The sequence below is a fragment of the Colwellia sp. BRX10-3 genome, from assembly GCF_014077505.1.
Classification (GTDB): Bacteria; Pseudomonadota; Gammaproteobacteria; order Enterobacterales; family Alteromonadaceae; genus Cognaticolwellia.
Genome location: NZ_JACGWA010000010.1, coordinates 60,665 through 83,818 on the forward strand (window position 1 = coordinate 60,665; position 23,154 = coordinate 83,818).

Sequence of the window (23,154 nt, forward strand, 5' to 3'; positions counted from 1 at the left end):
CTTGAGAAAAAGTTATTGTTTAGCTTGAATAAAAATAATAACTAAAAAGATCCTATTCATGAGCAATAATATTTCGTCAACACCTACGCCAGCACCGTTATCCAAAAGTAGTCCTAATCAAAGTTTAAAAAGCCTATTACCCTTTGGTGCTTTTCTTGCAATATTTCTTGGCACCGGTATTGTTTTAACACTGCAAGGCGTTGACTTTGCCTTCTACCAATTACCCGCTAGCATTGCCATTATTCCTGCCATATTATTAGCTATTTATATGGGTAGAGAGACGGTAAATGAGCAAATTAGCCAATTTATAGCCGGGGCTGGTCATCAAAATATCATTACTATGTGTATTATTTATCTTTTGGCTGGTGCTTTCGCGACGGTTGCTAAAGCTACCGGTAGTGTTGATGCCAGTGTGCAACTTGGGCTGTCGTTTTTTCCTGATTATTTTTTATTACCGGGCTTATTCTTAGTAGCGGCATTTCTTGCTACTGCAATGGGCACGTCAATGGGCACCATAGCTGCCATTGCGCCTATTGCTTTAGGCTTTGTTGAGTCTGCTGATATCGATGCTAGCCTTATTGCCGGCTGCATTATATCGGGAGCTATTTTTGGTGATAACTTATCAATAATTTCTGATACCACCATAGCCTCGACCCGCAGCCAAGGCGCGCATATGAAAGATAAATTTCGAGTCAATTTTAAGTTTGCTGTTCCTGCAGCTTTAATTTGTTTAGCACTTCTCGCCGCTAATGGCGTTACCCTAAGCCACGAAGTTAACCAAGAGCTAGATGTTATCGGCTTCTTACCTTATATCGTTATTTTGGCATTAGCATTGTCGGGGGTGAATGTATTTTTGGTGTTGATCATCGGTATTATTTTAGCCGCCGCTATTGGTATGCTAAACAATGGTTATCAATTAGCGAGCTGGGTAAGCGATATCAATAAAGGCTTTGCTAGTATGCAAGACATCTTTATTTTGTCGTTATTTATTGGTGGTTTAAGTGAGCTAATTAAACGTCAAGGCGGCTTAAGTGCCCTCACCGCAAGTATTGAACGCTTAACGCTTAAGGTTAGCCCTAATAATAAAAAGCGTGCTGCAGGTATTGGTATTGGCGCTTTAGCATTTTGTTGTAACTTCTTTACCGCTAACAATACGGTATCTATTATCGTGACCGGTGAAACGGCAAAAGACTTAGCGACTGACGGAGAACTCAGCCCTGCCCAATCGGCGAGTTTGTTAGATATTTATGCTTGTATTAACCAAGGTTTATTACCTTACGGAGCACAAGCCTTGTTACTTGGTGCCACCTTACAAATATCGCCTTTAGAAGTGGTATCAAATGCTTATTACCCCATGATTTTATTTGTGGTGGCTAGCTTTGCTTTTTGGCGTATCACGAAAAAGTAATACTTGTTTTAAATTACCTCACCCTAGCAGGTAACCGACACAAAAAAGCCCGTATTCACGGGCTTTAATTATTTTAGACAAAATACAATATGACAGAGTGAAACTAAATTGCAGGTTTAATGCATTTTGGCATCGTTGCTTGTTTAAAAATCGGCGTTGATTTTGGCAAGTGTTCAGTGAGTTGCTTAATGCGAGTTGCGTTTGAAGGATGGGTAGACATAAATTCAGGTGGCGCACCTTTAGATACTTTAGCCATATTCTGCCAAAGCTTAATACTAGCTTTTGGATCAAAGCCTGATTTTGCCATTAAGTCTTGGCCAACAATATCGGCTTCGCTTTCGTGGCTGCGACCATAAGGCATTAACACACCGTACTGAACGCCTAAACCTAAACCTGCCATCATCATATTACGGCTTTCAATATTCTGGCTTTCAAGTACCACACTGACAATTGACAAGCCCATTTGGCTAACTTGGCTTGACGATAAACGCTCGTTCGAGTGTTGCTCGATTACATGACCTACTTCATGTCCTATAATAGCGCCTAACTGATCTTGGTTTTCTGCCACTTTTAATATGCCAGTGTAAACGCCTATTTTTCCACCCGGCAATGCAAAGGCATTAACTTGTTCAGCATCAAATACAACCACTTCCCAAGCACCGTCATGGGCAGATTTTGGTACATTCTTGGTAATGGCGTTGGCAACACATTGCACGTAACGATTAATTTCGGGCGATTGGCTAATTTTCTCTTTGGTTTTCATTTCTTCGAAAGAAGCACTGCCCATTTTATTGAGTTCATCAGCAGACATCATCATTAACTGCGAACGTCCTGTTGAAGATTTGGTACAACCGGATAAAGTGATGATTGCTAAACAGATCGCCAATTTAATTTTCATTTGATTTCCTAAAAAAATTTAGAGTTATGTTTATTCTAAGTAATGAAAATAGAAATATCTATGCTTTATTAGATAAAAATAACTTTAACTTTTTTAATGGCTTACTCGTCTTAAATTAAACGAAAATGAAGTCCCCTCACCTAAGGTACTTTGTACTTTGATATCTGATTTCAATAATTCTAATAATTTTTTGGTAATAGCTAAACCTAAACCGGTATGTTTGTTTTTGTCTTGTATGGCATTGCTTGCACGATAACGGGTGTCAAAAATATAAGATAACTCTTCTGCTTTTATGCCAGTACCATTATCCGAAATAGTTAATCGGCATTGATTGTCACTAAACTCTTCAATGGTTAAAACAATGATGCCATTTTCGCTGGTATGGCGAATGGCATTCTCTAATAAGTTACTGATTACGCGCTCAAGCTTAGCAATATCACTGTGCACCTGAGTATAAGAACTACTGGGTTTAACGCAAATGTCGATATTTTTTGCACTAGTTTGCAGATTAAATTTGGCCATAATATCGTAGAGCAGTTCGGCTAAATTAAAGGTTTCAAAATTTAGCGACACTTGACCACCTTCAAGATGTGTAAGTTCAAATATTTGGTCAATAAGCAACTTTAATTGTAGGGTGTTTTTTAGCACGGTATTAATATGTTTTACTCGTGCCTGTGCCGTTAATTCATCACCTTTATGGGCAATCATTTCAATGTAGCCTTGTAAAGAAGACAAGGGGGTGCGTAAATCATGAGAAATATCAGCCAGTAACTCTCGCCGCTGCACATCACTTTGTTGCAACAGGTTTAATTGGTCATTAATTTGATTGACCATTTCTTCAAATGCCACGCCTAACTGGTGTACTTCATTGCTGCTATTTGGCATCCATGGTGTTAAATTCAATGCTGATTTATCAAACCCTGCTTTTTTAAGCTGCTGAATATCACGATTAAGGCATCGCAGTGGCCGGGTAAAGTAATAGAAAATGCCCAGCATAACAATAAACAAAAACACTAACGCGCACACCAGCAATACCATAGAAAGTTCAGCTTGGCGGTCTGAATCTAAACGATTATAAGCAGATTCATAACGTTCGCCGGTAACAATAACGTATAAATAACCAATTAATTTACTGCCATTAAAAACCGGTGCAGCAGAAAATATTTTTTTCCGTGTTTCATGTTGAGGATCATCACCATAAATAGGCAAGCTAACTTTGTTTTGTGTTAATTGAATTAAGGGTTTTAAGTCAATTCGATTACGTTTTATCAATGAAGGCGTAATTGAATGGGTCAAAATAACGCCATTGGGATCAACAAAATAAAATTCAAATGCGGGGCCTAATACCATTAAAGTATGAAAAAGGTTTTTCAGTGCTTGGTGATCATAGGCTCCTTCTTGTAACAGTGGATTATCGCGCGCTAAACTCGCCGCAAGCGAGAGGTGCAAATGTTGCTCAGATTCGTAACGAGTGGTTTGTTCTAAGTGCTCGGCCCAAACAAAAAACACACTGATAATGACAATAAATACCACTAATAATGACAATGATAGTCTGTGGTACAGGGATAATCTCACGCCGCAACACCATGGCGACAAAGCTTATAACCTACGCCCCAAACGGTTTGTACAATTTCGGGTTTAGTCGCATTAGTTTCAACTTTATTGCGTAAACGATTAATGTGTGAATTTACCGTATGTTCGTAGCCACTATGATGATAGCCCCATACTGAACTTAATAGTTGTTCACGAGAAAAAACTTGATCTGGGTGTGACGCTAAATAAAAAAGTAAATCAAACTCGGTCGAGGTCAATTCAACATTGTTACCCTTGAGTGTGACAAGATGGGACATGCTATCAATTTTAAGTGTGCCTAAGGTCAGATACTGTTCAGGAGATTGCTTTTCGTGTTGTTGTTGGCTTATTTTTGATAATATATGCACACGTCGCAATTGACTACGAACTCTCGCCTGAAGCTCTCGAACACTAAAAGGTTTAGTCATGTAGTCGTCAGCGCCCAGCTCAAGGCCAAGTACACGATCTATTTCACTGTTTCTTGACGTTACCATTAAAATCACCTGTTCGGGCTTTTGCTCTCGTAATTGCCGACAAACATCTAAGCCAGATATGCCGGGCAACATGACATCAAGCATGACTAAGTCATATTGATTAATTGCTAATTTTTCTATGGCTACTTCACCCGATAAACAATGTTCAACTGTTAAACCAATTTCTTGTAAGGTTAAAGTTACTAAGTCAGCAATGTCTTGATCATCTTCAACAACCAGTATGGTATCCATGCTCTGCTCCATTATTATTATCTTTTATCGACAAGAAAGTGGCACAGAGTGGAAGTGTGAATATGTGAACAATAACCTAAACGCTATTGTTCAATCCCTACTGCTCACACAAGTAATTTTTCTGTGCCCTGTTCATAAGAACTTGTTAGCACAGAAATACTTTCGTTGCTTTGTGAATTCCCTTTGCATGTGAGCTTATATTGCTTTGTATTGGGATAAAATATAGGGTTCGACGCTTTTACCAAGTTGACTAATTATCTACTCATTTATGATGATTAAAATGAGTAGATATCTTTATGAGTCAACTAAGTGTCATCAAAGCATCTAGCCTGTTTATCGTGTTCTGGTTACAACAATACGTGCTGTTGGATTATCCCAACGATCAGCTTCCGTTAAAATCGAGGTGCTCAAACCTTCTTTACTACCATCACTTGCATTGGCGCTAGTAACAACACCACGGTGAAAGTGAACCAGATCAAAAAGATCATCACGGGTAGTATCAAAACCTGCACTTGCTCCACCACCACCGGCAGCACTTGCTGCTGGCCCCGGCATTGTACTTGCCGTTTCAGTGTTTGCTTCAGTGCCTGCATCCCAAGTAGGAGCCATAAAGCTGATAGTCTGGCCAACCGTCATGTTACTGATGTTTGCCGCATTAAGGCCAGTAAAGCCGTCGTTAGTATCAACCAACATGGTGGTAAAACTAATGCGTAAGTCATCAATATCTAAAAGCGGTACTAATAATGTCGACATTACCCCTATAGATCTTGGCGCTGTTGCGCCAGGCGTAGTTACTGCATCTAAATACTGGGTTGCCGCTAAAGCTTCTGACATCAGCTCGGTGGGATCACCACCTTCTGCAAGTTTTTCTAACCCTAAACTTGCGATTTCACCATCTATAAATGTATTGAAGCCTGGCTCATGTAGCACTACCGCTGCCGATGAGAATGGCTGACCATAGGTTAAATTGGTTAGTTGCACAGTGAACACTGCAAGATTACCATTAGTTCCGTTATTGCCATTTGTGCCATCACTTCCATTGGTGCCGTCAACACCTGCGGTACCTGCTGGACCTGTAGCGCCGTTGTCGCCATCATCGCCACCACAACCCGTTGCTAATACAGCAATTAGCGGCAGTAAAGCTAAATTTATTTTGTTCATATTCATGATCTATTTTCCCTAAATTAAGGTGCTGGGATAGTAATAGTTACGCGAGCAACAGGGTTCAACCAACGATGTTCTGTCGATTGTAAATCGCTAGCGCCATCAGTAAGGCTGGTATCACCTAAAACATTTCTATGAATATGTACTGGGCCGTCTGTACCATCTACCACTTCGTTAGCACCAATTGCAGTGCCGTCTTGTGCAAAACCTACTTTGGCCGCAACACCCATACCACCGACACCTAATGGCACTGGAGAAGCACCTGCACCCGCAACACCTGGCGCACCATAACCACCAAGCGGTGTACCACCTTGTTCAACGATATCAGTACGCATACTATTTAGTTCGTCATTTAACTCTGTACCTGCGTCATAGGCGTTCACCATGTAAGTATAAGTGCCAGGTGTAGTGGGTATTTTAATACTGTCCAAGCCAGCGAAGGCATCATTGGTTGGTATTAACATGGCTAAAATAGAAAGGTGAGATTTATCCATAGTATCGAATGAATAGTTTTCAGTGGTTGATGGTGCGCTTAAACCATCAATACGATGCCAAGTATTTGAGGTGTTATCGGTATCTGTTGGGCCTAAAAGTGCTTCAAAGTTCTGCCCTGAAGATGCCGGATTTTGAGCATCGTCAATCACGCCAGCCTCAGCAAGCCAAGCTAAAGCAGATGTTGCTTCGACACCTGGTTCAAAAGCGTCAACGGTATTGTCATGTGCTATCACTAAGCGTGGCGTAAAGTGTTGAGCATGTGTGAGGTTGGTAATTTGAATATCAATGGTTTGTGCCATTAGCACTGAGCTTGAACAGGCTAGTGCAATAGCAGATGCAGCTTTAATAAGTTTCATAAGTTTCCCTTGATGACTAAATGATTTCGCACTTAGTATGCAAAGTAAACATTGCTAAACTTTCACAGAGTTATCACAAATGTGTCACAATTTTATAATTTAAAAGTAATGAAATTTATTTGTTAATTAGCGTGTCACGACCTTTACTCACGCCATAAATGTCTTCAGGAAAAAAACCTAAAGTGACATGAAAGTCTTTATTGTTTAACAAAAAATTTTGACGAATAAATTGTCCATCAGGTGAGGAGGCAACAACAAAGTAGCTCTTTTTCTCGTCATTTTCGACTCGTCCTAAGCCATGTAAAATGACACGAAACTGTGTAGCTAATTTAAGTTTGTCTTTATTAATAGTTTGATATTCGTAAGGATTTATTAAAGTAACATGGAAAGATTGATGATCACGCGCTGCTTGATGCTGACGATAAATAGCATATTGTTCTTCACCTAATTCAGTTTTTAATTGCTCTAAATAACGACTCAGTTCAGCGAGAGAAACTTTACCACCTAAATAAACTAAACCGCTGTTGTCTTTAAGTTCACTTATTTCAAGGTTTAATGTTCTATCTTCGTTGAACGAGTTTGATGACAATTTATTTTCCGACTGCGCTAACACTCTAGCTAAAGGTGTCGCTTTTTGTTGTTTAGTTAGTTGTGTGGATGATTGTGCTTGAGAAGATGCATGTGTAGATAATTGTTTAGCTTTTTCTTGATGAGTGTCTACATGCCCAGATAACGTCGTCGCCATCGCTGAATTAGCGGTAATACTTAACATTATTATTGCCGCCCAATTTATGCTTTTATTCATTGTGTTTCCTAGGTTCATGGAACTCTCATATTAGTTTTGTACATGTAATACCGAACTTTTTGCCATAATTTTTAATGCACGGCTGTCGATACTTTTATCACACTGATAATGTTAGTATGCCGGAAAAAATTTATATCAGCTAATGTGTAAAACTTAAATTTTATTTTAGCACTGGCATAGTATCACTGACATTTCATCGCGTTAATCGATATACTTATACTGTGTTTATATTTAGGCTTATTGCAGAAATAAAAACGCTACGTTGCCGTTTTCTCAAGTTTTAATTTATTTGCTTTATTCATCATCAGTAGGAGTTATTTTTCACTTAATGTTATCTTCAATCAACCCGGAACTCTTCAACTATATTGCCATTACATTTGGCCGTTTTAAATGGCAACTTTTAGCATGGAGCTTATTCTTTTTTATACTTTTTATGGGGTTACAGGCACAAATTCAACTCAAAACTCCTAGTGTTTTGGTCTGGTTAGCAATACTTATTTTATTTATTGCGATTGAAAGTTTAGTGGTTTCAGCCTTTATGTTTTTCTTTCAGGTGCTACCGTCGACGCGCGAGGAAAATGTGTCTTTGTTTAAGTTCTATCGAACCATTGAATGGTGTGAAACAATACTATTTACGGTGTTACTGCCCTTGCCAATAGTATTGTTTATTTATGCTTTTATCCGTTTAGCACTTTAATTTTTTAGCTATTGAGCATTACTATCATCTCATCTTCTGTCAAAACACTAACGCCAAGATCTTGCGCTTTCACTAATTTAGAGCCTGCTTTTTCACCCGCAACTAAATAGTCTGTTTTTACTGAAACGCTACCAGACACTTTCGCACCCAAGGCTTGTAAAGCCGCTTTAGCTTCATTGCGGCCCATTTTACTTAACGTACCGGTTAGCACAAAAGTTTGATCTTTAAGTGGTAATTCATCGTCACTTTTACGTTCAATATCAGGCCATGACATAATATTTTCAAGTTCTTCAACTACTTCAACATTATGATCTTGAGCAAAAAAGTTAACAATATTTTTCGCTACTATCACGCCAACATCAGGCACTTGTTGAAGTTGTTCTTCGTTCGCCGATTTAATAGCGGAAAAATTAAGAAAATATTGCGCTAAGTTTGCAGCAGTTGTTTCACCGACTTCTCGAATACCTAAGGCATAAACAAATTTTGCTAAGGTCGTTTTTCTGGCAACTTCAAGGCCGTTAATTAAATTAGTCGCTGACTTTTTACCCATGCGTTCCATGGTACTGACATCAAGCTCGGTTAATTTAAAGAGATCGGCTGGAGTTTTAATCAAACCTTCATCAACTAATTGTTCAACTAATTTATCGCCTAAACCATCAACATCAAGCGCTTTTCGAGAAGCAAAATGCTTAATGGCTTCTTTGCGTTGTGCCTGACAATATAAACCGCCCGTACAGCGCAGCACCGCCTCTCCTTCTGCCTTTAAAACAGCAGACTGACAAACAGGGCATTCGGTCGGAAAAGCAATAATCTGAGCATTTTCAGGTCGACGTTCAAGTACCACACTCACAATTTGCGGAATAACGTCACCCGCGCGGCGAATGATAACAGTGTCGTTTATTTGTATACCTAAACGGTCAATTTCGTCTTGATTATGTAACGTAGCATTACTGACAGTAACACCACCAACAAATATTGGTTTAAGGCGTGCTACTGGCGTTATTGCGCCTGTGCGGCCCACTTGAAAATCAACAGACTCGAGTATCGTTAGCTCTTCTTGGGCTGGAAATTTATATGCTGTCGCCCAACGTGGTGCGCGGGCAACAAAGCCAAGTTGTTGCTGCAATTCAATGTCATCAACTTTAAATACGGTACCGTCAATTTCGTAACTCAGTGCTTCACGTTGTTGTAAAATATCTTGATAAAAAGCTTCTACTTGTGTGGCGTTTTCCAGTAACTTAACTTCAGGGCACATTGGCAGACCTAACGCTTTTATTTGGCATAAACGCTGATGATGAGAATTTGCCAACCAACTTTCATCAATACTTTCAACGTCACTTTCTATTTCATCTTCAATGTCGGTCAAAGCGCCAACAAATCCGATGCCATAAGCGTAAAAGCCTAGATTACGTTTGGCGGTAATTTTAGAATCTAACTGTCGTAAACTTCCTGCAGCGGCATTACGTGGATTAGCAAAACCTTTTTCGCCTTTTTTAATCGCCTGCTTGTTTAAAGCATCAAAACTCGCTTTTGGCATAAACACTTCACCGCGAACTTCTAAAATATCGGGGAAACTGGTGCCTTGTAAACGTAATGGAATCGACTTTATGGTGCGAACATTTTCGGTGATGTTTTCACCAACCATACCGTCACCACGTGTTGCCGCTTGAACAAAAACACCTTTTTCATAGCGTATACTAACCGCTAAACCGTCAAGTTTTGGCTCGGCACAAATAGCAAAGTCGAGCCTTGAAGTTACGCCACCTCTATTTAACCTATCGAGTAAACGTTTAACAAATGCTTGCCACTCAGCTTCTGAAAAAACATTGTCTAACGACAACATAGGTAATTGATGTGTAACTTGGCTAAATGATTTAAGCGCTGCTCCGCCAACCTTCTGGCTTGGTGAGTCAACCGTTTTTAGTTGGGGATGTTCTGTTTCTAAAGTATTTAATTCCCGCATTAATCGGTCATATTCGACGTCAGGTACACTAGGTTCATCAAGCACGTAATATTGGTGATTGTAGTGATTAATCAACTGACATATTTGTGCAATGCGTTTAATAATACTTTGTTCAGACATAATTTATTTACTTTGAAAGTGAGTATTTTACCGTCAATAATTTACCATCAATAATGTGCTGTAGTTTTACTTATGCACATTATTGATGGTGAAGTTTATCGGGGATGATAGTTTACAGTGAGCCGATACGACTCTTGCGTTCAAACTCTCGAATAAGGCCAATATAATGCTGTTCGGTTTGTTTGGTCATCACGCTACGTTTGTGATCTAACAATTGCCCCCGAAACTCTACGGCAAGTTGTTTAGCGGCATTTAACATTTGCTCAAACACTTCAAAAGCATCACCAGGATTAGGTAAGGTCATAAAAAGCGTAATACCTTGTGTGCTAAAGTTTTCAATATCATCAAGATTAAATGTGCCTGGGTTCATCATGTTAGCTAAGCTAAAGGTGACTTTTCCATTACCCGCATTGTCTTGATGACGATGAAATATATTCATTTCGCCGTATTTCATACCTAAGGTAAGTAATGTCGGTAATAACGCAGCGCCAGACATTGCTTGCCCTTGTGGCATGACAACCGAAAGTACAATAACTTGTGGCTCAATCTCAACAGCGGCAGGCTTTTTATCTACCTGTGTTGCCGACATGCTAGGCATGTCTTTCGCTGATTCATCACCAAAGTTAATTTCCATTTGGTTGCGTTTAACCTTAGGTTTGCGCACATTTTTTTTATGCGCAACAGGTCTACTTGTTAATATTTCTGGTTTTGCATGTGTAACAGGCTGTTGATAAACCGGCTCCGAATACACTGGTTTTGCAATAATGTCTTCATCAGCATCTGACACGTTATCATCAGATTCAGGAAAGAAGTCACCTTCGTAATCCGGTGCGTCCGACAAGGCTTGTAGTTTTAAATGCTCAGGCACTGCCTCAGTATCATTAAGCAGCGCACCAAAATTATCCCGTTGTTCTTGAGCTTTTTCTTCAAAAGCTCCAAGAGGAATATCAGATGGCATAGGTTCATCACTATGAAAATCTGCACCGCCTTCAACAAGATGAGACTTTACAGAAACACCCTCTCGTTGTGCATTTGCTCCAACAACTTTCGGCTTACTTACGCCGTCCTGATCAAAGCCTGAACCATCAAAACCTCTTGACTGTGGAGCTACAGGCTCTACTTTGGTTTTTAATTTATACGGATTTTTTTGTTTTCTAATGGTCCAATAACCATGAATGAAAATGGCTGCTATCACGATAGCACTGATAATAATTAATGTATTTCTGAAATTATCTTCCATTACCTAGCCTATTCTTATACTTCAGCCATGGCGATTGCTTCGTCAATATCAACCGCTACCATACGTGAAACACCTGGTTCAAACATAGTAACTCCGGTTAAATGTGACGCCATCTCCATTGCTATTTTATTATGACTTATATATATAAATTGCACTGTTTGCGACATTTCTCGCACTAGATTACAAAAACGACTGACATTTGCATCATCTAAAGGTGCATCCACTTCGTCGAGTAAACAAAATGGTGCGGGGTTCAACCTAAAAATCGCGAACACTAATGATAATGCGGTCAGCGCTTTTTCTCCACCAGATAATAGATGAATCGTGCTATTTTTTTTACCTGGCGGTCTAGCCATAATGGTAACCCCTGTTTCTAGTAGGTCTTCACCGGTTAGCGTTAAGTACGCTTGACCACCACCAAACACCTTAGGAAACAGCACCTGTAGGTCTTTATTGACTTGATCAAAGGTCAATTTAAATTTATGACGGCTTTCTTTATCTATTTTTGCAATTGCCGCTTCTAACGTGGTTATTGCATTATTAAGATCTTGATCTTGTTGGTCAAGATAACTTTTACGTTCAAACTGAGTTTCGTACTCTTCAATTGCTGCTAAATTTATTGCTCCTAACATTTGTATGTCTTTAGCCAACTTAATTAAGTGCGCTTGCCAGAATGATTCTTTAGCATTTTCTGGCATGGTTTCAATAACATTCTCAATACTTTGATGTAGCTCAGCTAAAATTTCCAAGGCGCTTTCGGCTCTTAATTTAAACCCTTCGCTGTCTAATTGTAAACGCGCTAGTTGCTCATTAAGCGCACTTATTTTATTTTGACTGGTTTTTTGCTGCAATTCTAATGATGCTAAACGTGTTTGGCTATCGTTCAAAGTTTTCTGATTAAATTGCAGCTTTTCATTAATCGCCACTAAGTTATCAAGCCATTGAGGTAATTGCTGCTCAAACTTTTGTATTGGCTGACTGTTGTCGGTAAATACTTGGCTATTGCTGGTTAATCTTTGCGTGAGTAAATTAACATTTTCTTGATTAGAACGAATACTTTGTTCACGTTGCATGCGTTGACTTTTAAGTTGTTCAACCACTAAACTCGATTGATGTCGCTCTTGATGCAACCCTTGGCTGCGCGTTTGAATTTCCTCAATTGTTTGCTGTAATAGCGTTTGTCTTTGAGAAAAATCTTCTGCACCATCTTCCTTGCCATCAGGTACTGGTAACAACTGCGCTTGAAAATCAGCTAGTTTTTCTTTCGCTACACTCTCATTTTTTAGTAGGTCGTCTACTTGTTCTGTTAATTTTTGCTGCTGACTTTGTTGATATTGACTCGCCTGTGCTTGCAGCGAAATAGCGTTATCGATCTCATTAAGCTTAGCTTGTTGTAAGCTTAACTTTTGACTACTCGTTAGTTTTTCGTTTGCTAAATTTTCTGACTGCTCAGAAGTTTGGCTTTGTTGCAGCTCAAATTTTTGTTGAGTTTTTGTTAAATGCTGTAACGATGTTTCTTCAGAGGTAAGTTGACGTTGTAAACTAATATAATCGTAGCCTTGTTCAAGCTTGCCTTTTGTTAGCATGTGGTGATGTAACCATGTGCCGTCGGGGCAAATAATGCTCTCATGGCTTGCTAAACTCGGCAGTTTTTGCTTAGCTTCAAGATAATTTTCAGCAAGAAAAATAGCGTTAAAATGGCTATTTAGCTCCTTAACACCACTGATTTTACTCGCTAAAGTATTGGCTTTTATTAAGGTTAAGTCTGCGCTGCCTTGGTCATTATTAACATCAATACTTTGTTCAATATTCAGATAAACAAAACATAAGTTTTCGTTAGCTAAGTTTCCGTCAGTATCTGCATTGGGTAAGCTTTTAATTACATGGCCAGCTAACCAATGTGACAATACCACTTCAACTGCCTGCTCCCAGCCATAGGCAACTTCGAGCTGACTTTGTAGCGACACAACCTCAGTGATACTTTGCTTACTAAACCATGAGGCTTGTTTTTCACTCCAAGGAGACTTATCGGAAAGTTTTAACTGTAATGCTTCAATTACTTGGTTTTTCACTGTCAGCTGGCCATCAGCCATCGCCAACTGTTGACTCAATTGGCGAGACTCTTGTGCCAACGTGGTTTCTTTATGAGTTAATTGATTCTGTTGCTTTTGCAGCTGCCTAATAACGCCTTGCACAGAAGTTTTTTGTTGTTGAAGTTGTTGCTCGTCAGAAGCGTCTGGTAAAGGTAGTAACGCCATATGCTGACGTAATTTTATTATCTGCTGGGCAACTTGTTCGATAATAGTTTGTTGTTGGGTAATATTGGCATGCAAAGTTAATTTTTGTTGCTGACCTGCATCGCGCTTTTGCTGTTGCTGCTGCCATTCGCTTTGCAATTTTTTCTGCTGTGTTTGCTGTTGGGCTAACTCTGTTTGACAAGCCTCCAATGCGGCTTCTATCTTCTGCAACTGAGGTTGCTGCTCATTTAATTGCTTATTGCACAACTGCAACTGTTCTTGCTCAACTAAAATTAACTGCTGTGCATTAATTAGTTGTTGTTGAGTAAGCTCATTATCGGTTTGAGTTTTTGCTGATTGTTCTTTTAAGTATTTAACTTGCTGTTCTGCACGCGCAATATCTTGCGTTACATTGAGCTTTTGCTGATGTAATGTTTGATTATTGTCATTACAAGTATGCATAGTCGCTTTTAATTCAATCATGACTAAATCATTTTGACTTAGCTCAACATTTTGGCTTTCCACTTTATTTTTAAGCGCTAAAATTCGGGTTTGATGTTGTTGGCGTTGTTGATCAAATTTTTGCCAGCGTAAAACCGCTAGCTCTGCTTTGTATTTACGTTCCTGTTGTTTTAAGGTACGAAAGCGTTTGGCAGCCTCAGCTTGTTGATGCAATTTATCAATTTGTACATCAAGCTCAAGGCGAATATCATTAAGTCGTGCTAAGTTTTCTCTGGTATGGCGTATTCTGGTTTCGGTTTCTTTACGGCGTTCTTTATATTTTGAAATGCCGGCAGCTTCTTCAATAAATACACGTAGTTCTTGTGGTTTTGATTCTATTAAGCGAGAAATAGTGCCTTGTTCGATAATAGCGTAACTACGAGGTCCTAGGCCTGTACCCAGAAAAATATCAGTAATATCTCGTCGTCGACATTTTGTGCCGTTTAAATAGTAGTTATTAACGCTCTCACGATTAACCACGCGACGCACTGATACTTCAGTACGATCAGCCATATTGCCTTGAATACGGCCTTGCGTGTTATCAAACACTAGTTCTACACTGGCTTGGCCAATAGGCTTTCGACTGGCTGCACCATTAAAAATAACATCTGTCATGGCTTCGCCACGCAGGTTTTTCGCTGAGCTTTCGCCTAAGACCCAACGTACGGCGTCAATAATATTCGACTTTCCACAGCCGTTTGGTCCAACAATGGCTGTCATTTGTTGTTCAAAGGGGACTTTGGTGGGATCGACAAAGGATTTAAAACCTGCCAATTTTATATGCTTGAGTCGCATTAAATCGAAAAACCTAATCACATTATCTATTGGCTAAAATTAGAGCATAACATTCGCAAAATTTGAGCAAGGCAATAGAATTAACATTAAACATCAGTAACTGCCGCCACTGTATCAGAGATTGATGTAATTTGTAACATCACAATACTGTTCATATCAAGCTAAGGATCCTATAATCGGGCTATGAATATCAACTAGTTAGGTTAAGAAAACATCAATGAACAACATTAATAACACCCCTTTGGCAAACGGCGGTGCTGGATATTTTATCAAAGGCTTTGAGTTGATCCGCACTCCTGGAATTCGACGCTTTGTATTCATCCCGTTAACAGTCAATTTAATACTATTTAGTTATGCTTTTTATTATATGTTTTTGCAGCTTGAGAGTTATATGTTGATCTTAGATGATTGGCTAGGTGATTCGTTTTCTTGGCTGAGTAATTTTATTTGGCCATTAGCGGTTTTGTTTGTATTGATTATTTTTTCATTTATTTTTAGTTCCGTTGCCAATTGGTTGGCCGCACCATTTAATGGTTTGCTATCAGAAAAAGTTGAAGCTTTACTCACAGATCAACCCTTGCACGATGGCGGTGCTTTGGATGTGGTTAAAGATATTCCTAGAACGCTAAGTCGCGAGGTAAGTAAACTAGGCTACTATTTACCACGTGCTGTTGGCTTCTTTCTTCTTTATTGGTTATTACCGGTTATCGGCCAAATACTGTGGTTTTTATTTCTAGCTTGGATGATGGCGGTACAATACATAGATTACCCGTTTGATAATCACAAAATTAGTTTTACCCACATGCGTCGAACGTTGAAGAAACGCCAAGGATTAAGTTATAGTTTTGGTGTTACTACGGCTGTATTTTCTATGATCCCGTTAGTAAACTTAGTGGTAATGCCGGTGGCTATTTGTGGAGCTACAGCACTATGGGTTGATCATTATCGTGATCAATTTGTTGACCGTTCATAATAAATCAAATAACAATCAGTATGTTATCGACTATTGAACAATAAGCTTAAGCATTGTGCATTTATTGATGCTTGTTTGATCGCGCGTGTAATTGTTAACCAGCGAGTTGAACAAACATTTTTACTAAAATTTGACAGCAAAAACATCAAAGTGCACACTCAATACAATATAACTACGTTTATGATTTATATCACATTGAAAACTTATAAGGATCTGGTAATGCCAGCATTGCGCTTTATACCAAAGAGTTCATTTTTATCCCGTACTTTATTACTGCTAATGGTCAGTTTTAGCATCAACGCAGCAACCACGAATATCGAAAAAAGTATGATGGATAAAGTTGATATACCCGTTATTGAAGGCGCGCGTATTTTTGCTAAATTTGATGAAAACACACCCGCGGTAATCAATTATTTCACCTCAATGACTGAAGATGCTGTGATAGATTTTTATAATAAGAGTTATGGTGAACCGATAAACCGCGAACGAAAACGCGGTCGCTTAACGTTGAATTATCAACAAAAATCACAGCAAATACGCGTAGTTATTTCTCAACAAAATAAACTTCGCCAAGTTGATGTTATTGTCGATAAACGGCTAATAGCTCCATAGTATCAGCTCTTTATCCGTTTGTTGCAGACATAAAAAAACATCGCTAATTGCGATGTTTTTTTATGTCTAAGTATTATCAACAACGTTAATTAATAATGTTGTTTAAGGCTCAACTTAAGTTTAAATAAACCTGACTAAGTTGAGCTAGACTAACTCTTATTTTAATAAAATAGCGTCTACTGTCCCTTGTGCTAACGGGTGATAACCTGGGCGTGCTTTTTTATAAACGGCTTGTGCCCATTCTTTGCCTTCAGCTGATGTTGCAAGCTCTTTATACAAAGGTACAATAAGTTTGCGGCGACCAATTGACTCTAAGTACGTTGCCATTGCTGGATACACAACGTCGTAACCCGAGCGCAATGCTAATAAATACCACGCATGAGCAACTTCAGCATTACTACTGTTGGTTAGGTTAAATGTTTTATCTAAACTTGCCATACGTTCAATAGAAATACTTAAAGGTAAATTATTAATAAAATGTAGCCACTCATGCAAGGTCCAATTTTGTGTTGGTATTTGAGCTAACTCAAGCTGGTCGCTGGTCCATTTCGAAATAATATTATCGATTTTAACAAAAGCATCTGAGCGTGGTTTCGGTGTGTATGTGGGTAAACCTTGTTCATAAATCCATTCGTTTAGCTCAACATCGCTGACAACATTAGGGAATTTGTGGGTTAAATTAGCTTTTAAATAAGTAACAAAGTTTTTGGTACCTAAACTTTGAAAGGCATGATCATCAAAATATTGCATAATGAAGGTATCGAATTTTTCACGACCAAACTTTTCTTCTAAATAAACTAAGAATAACTGCCCTTTCGTATAAGGTACGCCAGAAAAAGCATCATCTGGATCACGGCCTTTAAGGTCGATATACAATTGGGTGTCGCCTGGCGGTAACTCAGCGATTTCATAACTTAAATTTTGCGCATCTAAAGCACGTTCCATTAAGGCTCTATCGGCACCAAAAACGGCTTCCATAATACGATTTTCAACATAACTGGTAAAACCTTCGTTTAACCATAAATCGCGCCAGCTTTCGTTAGTGACTAAATTACCAGACCAAGAATGTGCTAATTCATGAGCAATTAAGTTAACTAAACTTTTATCGCCGGCAACCACTGTTGGAGTGATAAATGACAATCTAGGGTTTTCCATGCCGCCAAAAGGAAAGCTCGGTGGTAATATAAGTAAGTCATAACGGCCCCAACGATAGGCGCCGAAAAGCTTTTCGGTTTCATCAATCATCAATTGCGTATCATCAAACTCTGCAACCGCTCTATCTAAAATATATTGCTCGGCATAAATACCCGTTTGCTTGCTCATGGCTTTAAACTGTAGATCACCAACCGCAATGGCAATTAAGTAAGCGGGAATGGCTTGTGGCATTGAAAACGAATAGTCGCCATCGCGTATAGCGTCAGGTGCGTTGTCAGCACTCATTACTGCCAGCAAATCATCAGTCGTAGTAATACGAGCATCGTATGTCATGCGCACACTCGGTGTGTCTTGAATTGGGATCCAAGAACGGGCATGAATGGCTTGGCTTTGGCTAAACATAAACGGCTTGTCTTTACCGGCAGTTTGCTCAGGAGACAACCACTGCAAACCAGAAGCTTGCGGCAATGAATTATAATAAATTCTTATTGTGGGCGTTTTAAAAGGTGTGTTAATGGTTAACTTTGAACCCATAACATCGTCACGTTTAGCCAACTGGTAATTTAATTTTACCCACTGATTATTGGCATTTTTTGCCATAACACGATGCACGTCTAAATCGCGCGTATCTAAATAAACATTAGCGACGTCATCGTTAAGCCAATTAAGCGTTAATTCGGCAAAACCTTTGAGTGATTTTTTATCAAAATCAACATTTAAGTCTAAATAAAGGTGGCTAACTTTTACTTGGTCATAGTTTGCATAAGTTAACGCATCATTTACTTGCGCCGAGGCTAATTGAACCCACGCCAACTGTACAACACAGCAAGAAGTGGCAACAAGACGAGCTAAAAATTTCATAAATTACATCCAAAACTAAAGAGGCCTGTAGATTACAGTGAATCTACAGGCCTCTTCAAGTGCTAATTATACCAATTGATATGTATCGCTGAAACTTAAGGCTGTTCCATGCGTATGACAACACGACGGTTTTTGCTACGACCGATAATGGTTTCGTTGGACGCTACGTGGCGTTTTTCGCCGTAACCATTAGCTTCAATACGACTGGCGTCGATACCGCTGCTAACAATCAGTTCTCTAACCTTATTTGCTCGACGTTGTGACATTTTTAAGTTGGTATTTCGGCCACCATAACTATCTGAATAACCATCGATTAATACCAGTTCGAGATTAGAATCAAGTGACAAATATTCAACAATCATATTCATACGTTTTTGTGATGCTTTGGTTAATTTATCAGAGCCGAATTGATAATTAAGTACCGTATAAGAAATATCATCAAAGTTAAAGTTGAGTAAGTTACTCACACAACTGACAAAAGCTTGATAGGCCTGTTGAAAACGAGCGGTAGATAAACCCACCGTAATTTTTTCGCTATCGCTATACCAGTCGTTATAATAAAAGGTTGGGCTCATGCCTTGGTCAAGCTCATTAAGCATATTCCACGCTATTTTTTTCGGTAAGCTCGGTGAGAATTGCTTATGCAGTTTCATATCAGCTAGCATTCTCCCAGCAACGCCAGGTCGCCAATTAGGTGCCTCAGAGCGAACTTCAGCTAAAGCGTAGTTGTCGGGTAGTCGCATCATTTCCAGTTCAAACTCCATGTTCATTTTTCGGTTTGCCGAACTATAGAATTTGGCTTTACCGTAACGTGGAATTTGATGTGAGAGCGTGCATTGCAACCGAGAATCATCGGTTAACTGCCAAGTAGAGTTTTCAATATCTGCGCGATATTGCCTAATGCCCGCACTAGTTTGGGAAATAAGTAATGATAATGTAACTAGGGTTATAATTTTTTTCATAAAATTAATTTTCATGTCAATTAATGTGGATTTAATAGCGACATCTTTACTATCGACAAAATCTAAAATAACTTTAACAGTTTATTAGAATATACCCTAAATTAAATGTGATGGTTTTAATCTTCGGTGGTGCCTTAAGTGATTATTTCTGCGATAATCTCAAGCATTATTCCTGCTAACTCATACCAATTGCCTTTATGTCTGATAATACAACAGTTACCAATACTAATGCCGAAAAATCATTATTTGCTCAACGCTTTCGAGGCTACTTTCCTGTGGTTATTGATGTTGAAACTGCCGGTTTTAATGCCCAAACTGATGCCTTACTAGAAATTGCTGCAACCACCCTTACCTTAGATGAAACCAGTGGCCAATTTAGTTTAGATGAAACAATACATTTCAACGTTGACCCTTTTGAAGGCGCAAACCTCGAAAAAGCGGCATTAGAATTTACCGGAATCGACCCCACGAATCCGTTGCGTGGCGCAGTAGATGAAAAAAAGGCGATCACTGAAATATTTAAACTGGTGCGAAAAAAAATGAAAGCTGCCGGTTGCCAACGTGCAATTATAGTGGCGCACAATGCTTCATTTGATTTAGGGTTCGTGAATGCAGTTATTGAACGTTGCTCAATTAAGCGCTCACCTTTCCACCCTTTTGTTAGTTTCGACACCACGACATTATCAGGCTTAGCATTAGGCCAAACGGTGTTAGCAAAAGCCTGCGCTGCAGCACAAATTGATTTTAGTAATAGTGAAGCGCATTCTGCGTTATATGACACCGAAAAAACCGCTGAGCTATATTGTTATATCGTTAATAGATGGCAACAGTTGGGGGGTTGGCCATTAATCGAGCCTGAAGTAGCTAAACAAGAAAGCTCAACTGAAGAATAGGTTAACACCTATTTATTTTGTATGTAATGCACAAGAATTAGCCTGCAAAATTTAAAATAAGGATTTTGGTTTTCGGCGATTATTCTTTCTGAAAAGTAAATTCCTTAACGCCATAATCATTAAACAAAATGCTAAAAACTGTAAGGCAGGTAAAGTTGTTTTTAGAACAATAACCATAGCAACAGCAAAGTAACCATAAGGTAAGTATTCGTATAGCCATTCAGGCAAGTTATTTTTCTTAATTGGATTTTTTTCAGTATCTTTACGACGGTCAAGGCGACGATATCCAGAGCGTGTTACCAAAGTAATACAACCCGCACAATAGAATAACCCCGCAGATACAAAAACTGGCCAAGTGTCATAAAAAGCAAGTAAATAGGCACAAACTAAAAAGTAAGCGTATGGCAGGTTTTCATAAATAATTTTTGGATAAAACATCTGTAATCCTTTTTGTGTCTAATTCGCCTTTACAAAATAAAGCCTATCGCTTATTCCTTAGCAATCTGACTAATTTATCATTAAAGCTTTTATTAGCATAGCGTTTAAACACCATTTTTCAATGACTTTTAAATCATTTAGTCGATTTTTGGCACAAAAAAACCGCTAAAAGCGGTTTTTTAAACTGATAACTTTAATTAAGTATTAAAGTTTATCAGCGTTATCTGTAAGATAAGCTGCAACGCCTTCAGTAGTCGCGGTCATACCTTTATCACCTTTGTTCCATCCTGCAGGACATACTTCACCGTGGTCTTGGTGAAATTGTAAAGCATCGATCATACGTATCATTTCATCAACGTTACGACCTAATGGTAAGTCGTTAACTACTTGATGACGTACATTACCTTCTTCATCAATTAAGAATGAAGCACGAAAAGCAACACCAGCTTCTGGATGCTCTACGTCATAGGCTTTACAAATTTCATGTTTAACATCAGCAACTAAAGTGTATTGAACTGGACCAATGCCACCATCATTTATTGCTGTGTTACGCCATGCGTTATGAGAAAATTGTGAATCAATAGAAACACCAATAACTTCAACACCACGGCTTTTGAATTCTTCCATGCGGTGATCAAAAGCTAATAACTCTGAAGGACATACAAAAGTAAAATCAAGTGGGTAGAAAAATACTACCGCTTTTTTTCCTTTAATTGCTTGTGCTAAGTTAAAACCTTCTACGATTTCACCTGAACCTAAAACGGCTGCAGCTGTAAAGTCTGGTGCTGAACGACCTACTAATACACTCATTAATCTCTCCAATTTTTTAAAATAATACTTAATTTTTTATGTTAACTCCACCTAGTATGGTGGCGTTAAGTGATAATTCAATAGTTACACTGAACTTTCTGCTGAACTATTTTTAGCGGCAGATTCAGTGATCAAGGTTTGTAATTCACCTTGTTGATACATTTCCATAATGATGTCACAACCGCCGACAAGTTCACCGTCAACCCATAGTTGTGGAAATGTTGGCCAGTCAGCATATTTTGGCAATTCAGAACGTATATCAGGGTTTAGTAAGATATCAACATAGGCGAATTTTTCACCACATGCCATCAACGCTTGAGAAGCCTGTGATGAAAAACCACAATTAGGTAACTTTGGTGAGCCCTTCATGTAAAGGAGAATAGTATTTTCACTGATTTGTTCTTTAATGCGTTCGATCGTATCCATAATAACCTCAAAAATTAATACTTATTGTGCTCAGTACTTAAAGTAAAACTGACTTATATAAACAGAACAATAAATACTAAAGCAAAAAACTTATATATTAAAACATAATAGCCTTGATAAAACCTATGGTAATACCTATATACTTGGGTAGACTATATTAAACTTTAATACCCGAGTAGTTTACTAGGTTTTAGAAAAAAACAAACTACTTCTTTAAATTTGCATAAGAATAATTTTTTATAATCAATATCTGGAGAATATAATGGCTATCGAATTACCAGCACTACCATATGCTATGGATGCACTTGCACCACACATTTCACAAGAAACTTTAGAGTTTCATTATGGTAAGCACCACAACACATATGTTGTAAAATTAAACGGTCTTATCGAAGGTACTGATTTCGAAGGAAAGTCTTTAGAAGATATCGTTAAAACATCTTCTGCTGGTATTTTCAATAATTCAGCACAAATTTGGAACCATACGTTCTACTGGAACAGTTTAAGCCCTAACGGCGGCGGCGAGCCAACAGGTGCATTAGCAACAGCTATTAATGCAAGCTTTGGTTCATTTGCAGAATTTAAAGCAAAATTTACTGACAGCGCAATCAATAACTTTGGTTCAAGTTGGACATGGTTAGTGAAAAAAGCAGACGGCAGCCTTGCTATCGTTAATACATCTAACGCTGCAACCCCACTTACAGATGAAGGTGTAACACCACTTATTACTGTAGATTTATGGGAACATGCTTACTACATTGATTATCGTAACCTTCGTCCAAGCTACATGGAAGGTTTCTGGGCATTAGCGAACTGGGATTTTGCTTCAGCAAACTTCGCTTAATCGTTAAAGCACATTAATTTATATTTTAAAGGTCAGCATTATTTGCTGGCCTTTTTATTTACCCTCAATTTAAGTTAAGGTCGACATTGCCATGGATTAAAGGCGATGAGTTTTAGATTTAAAACATTTATATTAATATGATGTTTAGCACTTAATATAAACCGCAATGGATAAAGGTTTTGGTGTAGACAAAGTTATCGTAAT

20 protein-coding genes are annotated in these 23,154 nt (G+C 38.6%); 6 read left to right on the forward strand and 14 right to left on the reverse strand.

Annotated features, from left to right (window positions below):
• Nucleotides 1-58: 58 nt before the first annotated feature.
• Nucleotides 59-1,408 (forward strand): Na+/H+ antiporter NhaC family protein, encoded by a 1,350-nt coding sequence (locus tag H4J38_RS13665; protein WP_182132440.1) that lies wholly within the window; start codon nucleotides 59-61, stop codon nucleotides 1,406-1,408.
• Nucleotides 1,409-1,511: 103 nt separating this feature from the next.
• Here the strand turns inward: H4J38_RS13665 and H4J38_RS13670 are convergent, their stop codons facing one another.
• From H4J38_RS13670 to H4J38_RS13695, 6 genes are all read right to left on the reverse strand, one after another.
• Complete coding sequence (locus H4J38_RS13670; RefSeq protein ID WP_182132442.1) at nucleotides 1,512-2,306, reverse strand: M48 family metallopeptidase; 795 nt, start codon at nucleotides 2,304-2,306, stop codon at nucleotides 1,512-1,514.
• Nucleotides 2,307-2,399: 93 nt separating this feature from the next.
• The gene (locus H4J38_RS13675; protein ID WP_182132444.1) at nucleotides 2,400-3,881 is read right to left on the reverse strand and encodes a HAMP domain-containing sensor histidine kinase; all 1,482 of its coding nucleotides are present in this window, start codon (nucleotides 3,879-3,881) and stop codon (nucleotides 2,400-2,402) included.
• Entirely contained in the window at nucleotides 3,878-4,603 is a 726-nt protein-coding gene (locus H4J38_RS13680) for a response regulator transcription factor (protein ID WP_182132446.1), read from the reverse strand. Before H4J38_RS13680 ends, H4J38_RS13675 begins: the two co-directional genes overlap by 4 nt.
• 333 nt (nucleotides 4,604-4,936) lie before the next feature.
• A complete protein-coding gene (locus H4J38_RS13685) occupies nucleotides 4,937-5,770 on the reverse strand; it encodes a spondin domain-containing protein (RefSeq protein ID WP_182132448.1) in 834 nt (277 codons plus the stop codon).
• 17 nt (nucleotides 5,771-5,787) lie between these two features.
• Complete coding sequence (locus H4J38_RS13690; protein ID WP_182132450.1) at nucleotides 5,788-6,618, reverse strand: spondin domain-containing protein; 831 nt, start codon at nucleotides 6,616-6,618, stop codon at nucleotides 5,788-5,790.
• A 115-nt stretch (nucleotides 6,619-6,733) separates the two neighbouring features.
• Nucleotides 6,734-7,423 (reverse strand): hypothetical protein, encoded by a 690-nt coding sequence (locus H4J38_RS13695; protein WP_182132452.1) that lies wholly within the window; start codon nucleotides 7,421-7,423, stop codon nucleotides 6,734-6,736.
• Between the two features lie 328 nt (nucleotides 7,424-7,751).
• Here H4J38_RS13695 and H4J38_RS13700 point away from each other — a divergent pair, with 328 nt between their 5' ends.
• Entirely contained in the window at nucleotides 7,752-8,120 is a 369-nt protein-coding gene (locus H4J38_RS13700) for a hypothetical protein (RefSeq protein WP_182132454.1), read from the forward strand.
• A gap of 4 nt (nucleotides 8,121-8,124) precedes the next feature.
• Here the strand turns inward: H4J38_RS13700 and ligA are convergent, their stop codons facing one another.
• The 3 genes from ligA to smc form a co-directional block, all read right to left on the reverse strand.
• The gene (ligA, locus tag H4J38_RS13705; protein WP_404842620.1) at nucleotides 8,125-10,206 is read right to left on the reverse strand and encodes an NAD-dependent DNA ligase LigA; all 2,082 of its coding nucleotides are present in this window, start codon (nucleotides 10,204-10,206) and stop codon (nucleotides 8,125-8,127) included.
• Between the two features lie 109 nt (nucleotides 10,207-10,315).
• The gene (gene zipA / locus H4J38_RS13710) at nucleotides 10,316-11,443 is read right to left on the reverse strand and encodes a cell division protein ZipA (RefSeq protein WP_182132458.1); all 1,128 of its coding nucleotides are present in this window, start codon (nucleotides 11,441-11,443) and stop codon (nucleotides 10,316-10,318) included.
• Nucleotides 11,444-11,457: 14 nt separating this feature from the next.
• Nucleotides 11,458-14,976 carry a chromosome segregation protein SMC gene (smc, locus tag H4J38_RS13715; protein ID WP_259365520.1) on the reverse strand — a complete coding sequence of 1,173 codons (3,519 nt, stop codon included), beginning with the start codon at nucleotides 14,974-14,976 and terminating at the stop codon, nucleotides 11,458-11,460.
• A 217-nt stretch (nucleotides 14,977-15,193) separates the two neighbouring features.
• On the opposite strand from smc, the gene cysZ reads away from it, so the two are divergent.
• Together cysZ and H4J38_RS13725 are read left to right on the forward strand one after the other, a co-directional pair.
• A complete protein-coding gene (gene cysZ, locus H4J38_RS13720; RefSeq protein ID WP_182132462.1) occupies nucleotides 15,194-15,949 on the forward strand; it encodes a sulfate transporter CysZ in 756 nt (251 codons plus the stop codon).
• A gap of 219 nt (nucleotides 15,950-16,168) precedes the next feature.
• A complete protein-coding gene (locus H4J38_RS13725) occupies nucleotides 16,169-16,561 on the forward strand; it encodes a hypothetical protein (protein ID WP_182132464.1) in 393 nt (130 codons plus the stop codon).
• A gap of 156 nt (nucleotides 16,562-16,717) precedes the next feature.
• Here H4J38_RS13725 and H4J38_RS13730 read toward each other — a convergent pair whose 3' ends face one another.
• Both H4J38_RS13730 and H4J38_RS13735 read right to left on the reverse strand, forming a co-directional pair.
• The gene (locus H4J38_RS13730) at nucleotides 16,718-18,577 is read right to left on the reverse strand and encodes a M1 family metallopeptidase (protein WP_182132466.1); all 1,860 of its coding nucleotides are present in this window, start codon (nucleotides 18,575-18,577) and stop codon (nucleotides 16,718-16,720) included.
• Between the two features lie 95 nt (nucleotides 18,578-18,672).
• On the reverse strand, nucleotides 18,673-19,539 hold the full coding sequence (locus H4J38_RS13735; protein ID WP_182132468.1) for an OmpA family protein: 867 nt from the start codon (nucleotides 19,537-19,539) through the stop codon (nucleotides 18,673-18,675).
• A gap of 197 nt (nucleotides 19,540-19,736) precedes the next feature.
• On the opposite strand from H4J38_RS13735, the gene rnt reads away from it, so the two are divergent.
• A complete protein-coding gene (rnt, locus tag H4J38_RS13740; RefSeq protein WP_182132470.1) occupies nucleotides 19,737-20,432 on the forward strand; it encodes a ribonuclease T in 696 nt (231 codons plus the stop codon).
• Nucleotides 20,433-20,483: 51 nt separating this feature from the next.
• Here rnt and H4J38_RS13745 read toward each other — a convergent pair whose 3' ends face one another.
• The 3 genes from H4J38_RS13745 to H4J38_RS13755 all read right to left on the reverse strand — a co-directional run bounded on the left by H4J38_RS13745 (nucleotide 20,484) and on the right by H4J38_RS13755 (nucleotide 22,106).
• Nucleotides 20,484-20,870 carry a hypothetical protein gene (locus H4J38_RS13745; RefSeq protein WP_182132472.1) on the reverse strand — a complete coding sequence of 129 codons (387 nt, stop codon included), beginning with the start codon at nucleotides 20,868-20,870 and terminating at the stop codon, nucleotides 20,484-20,486.
• A 204-nt stretch (nucleotides 20,871-21,074) separates the two neighbouring features.
• Complete coding sequence (locus H4J38_RS13750) at nucleotides 21,075-21,680, reverse strand: peroxiredoxin (protein ID WP_182132474.1); 606 nt, start codon at nucleotides 21,678-21,680, stop codon at nucleotides 21,075-21,077.
• 84 nt (nucleotides 21,681-21,764) lie between these two features.
• Complete coding sequence (locus tag H4J38_RS13755; protein ID WP_220465560.1) at nucleotides 21,765-22,106, reverse strand: Grx4 family monothiol glutaredoxin; 342 nt, start codon at nucleotides 22,104-22,106, stop codon at nucleotides 21,765-21,767.
• A gap of 262 nt (nucleotides 22,107-22,368) precedes the next feature.
• On the opposite strand from H4J38_RS13755, the gene sodB reads away from it, so the two are divergent.
• Nucleotides 22,369-22,950, forward strand: a complete 582-nt coding sequence (gene sodB / locus H4J38_RS13760; RefSeq protein WP_182132476.1) for a superoxide dismutase [Fe] — start codon at nucleotides 22,369-22,371, stop codon at nucleotides 22,948-22,950.
• Nucleotides 22,951-23,154 lie beyond the last annotated feature (204 nt).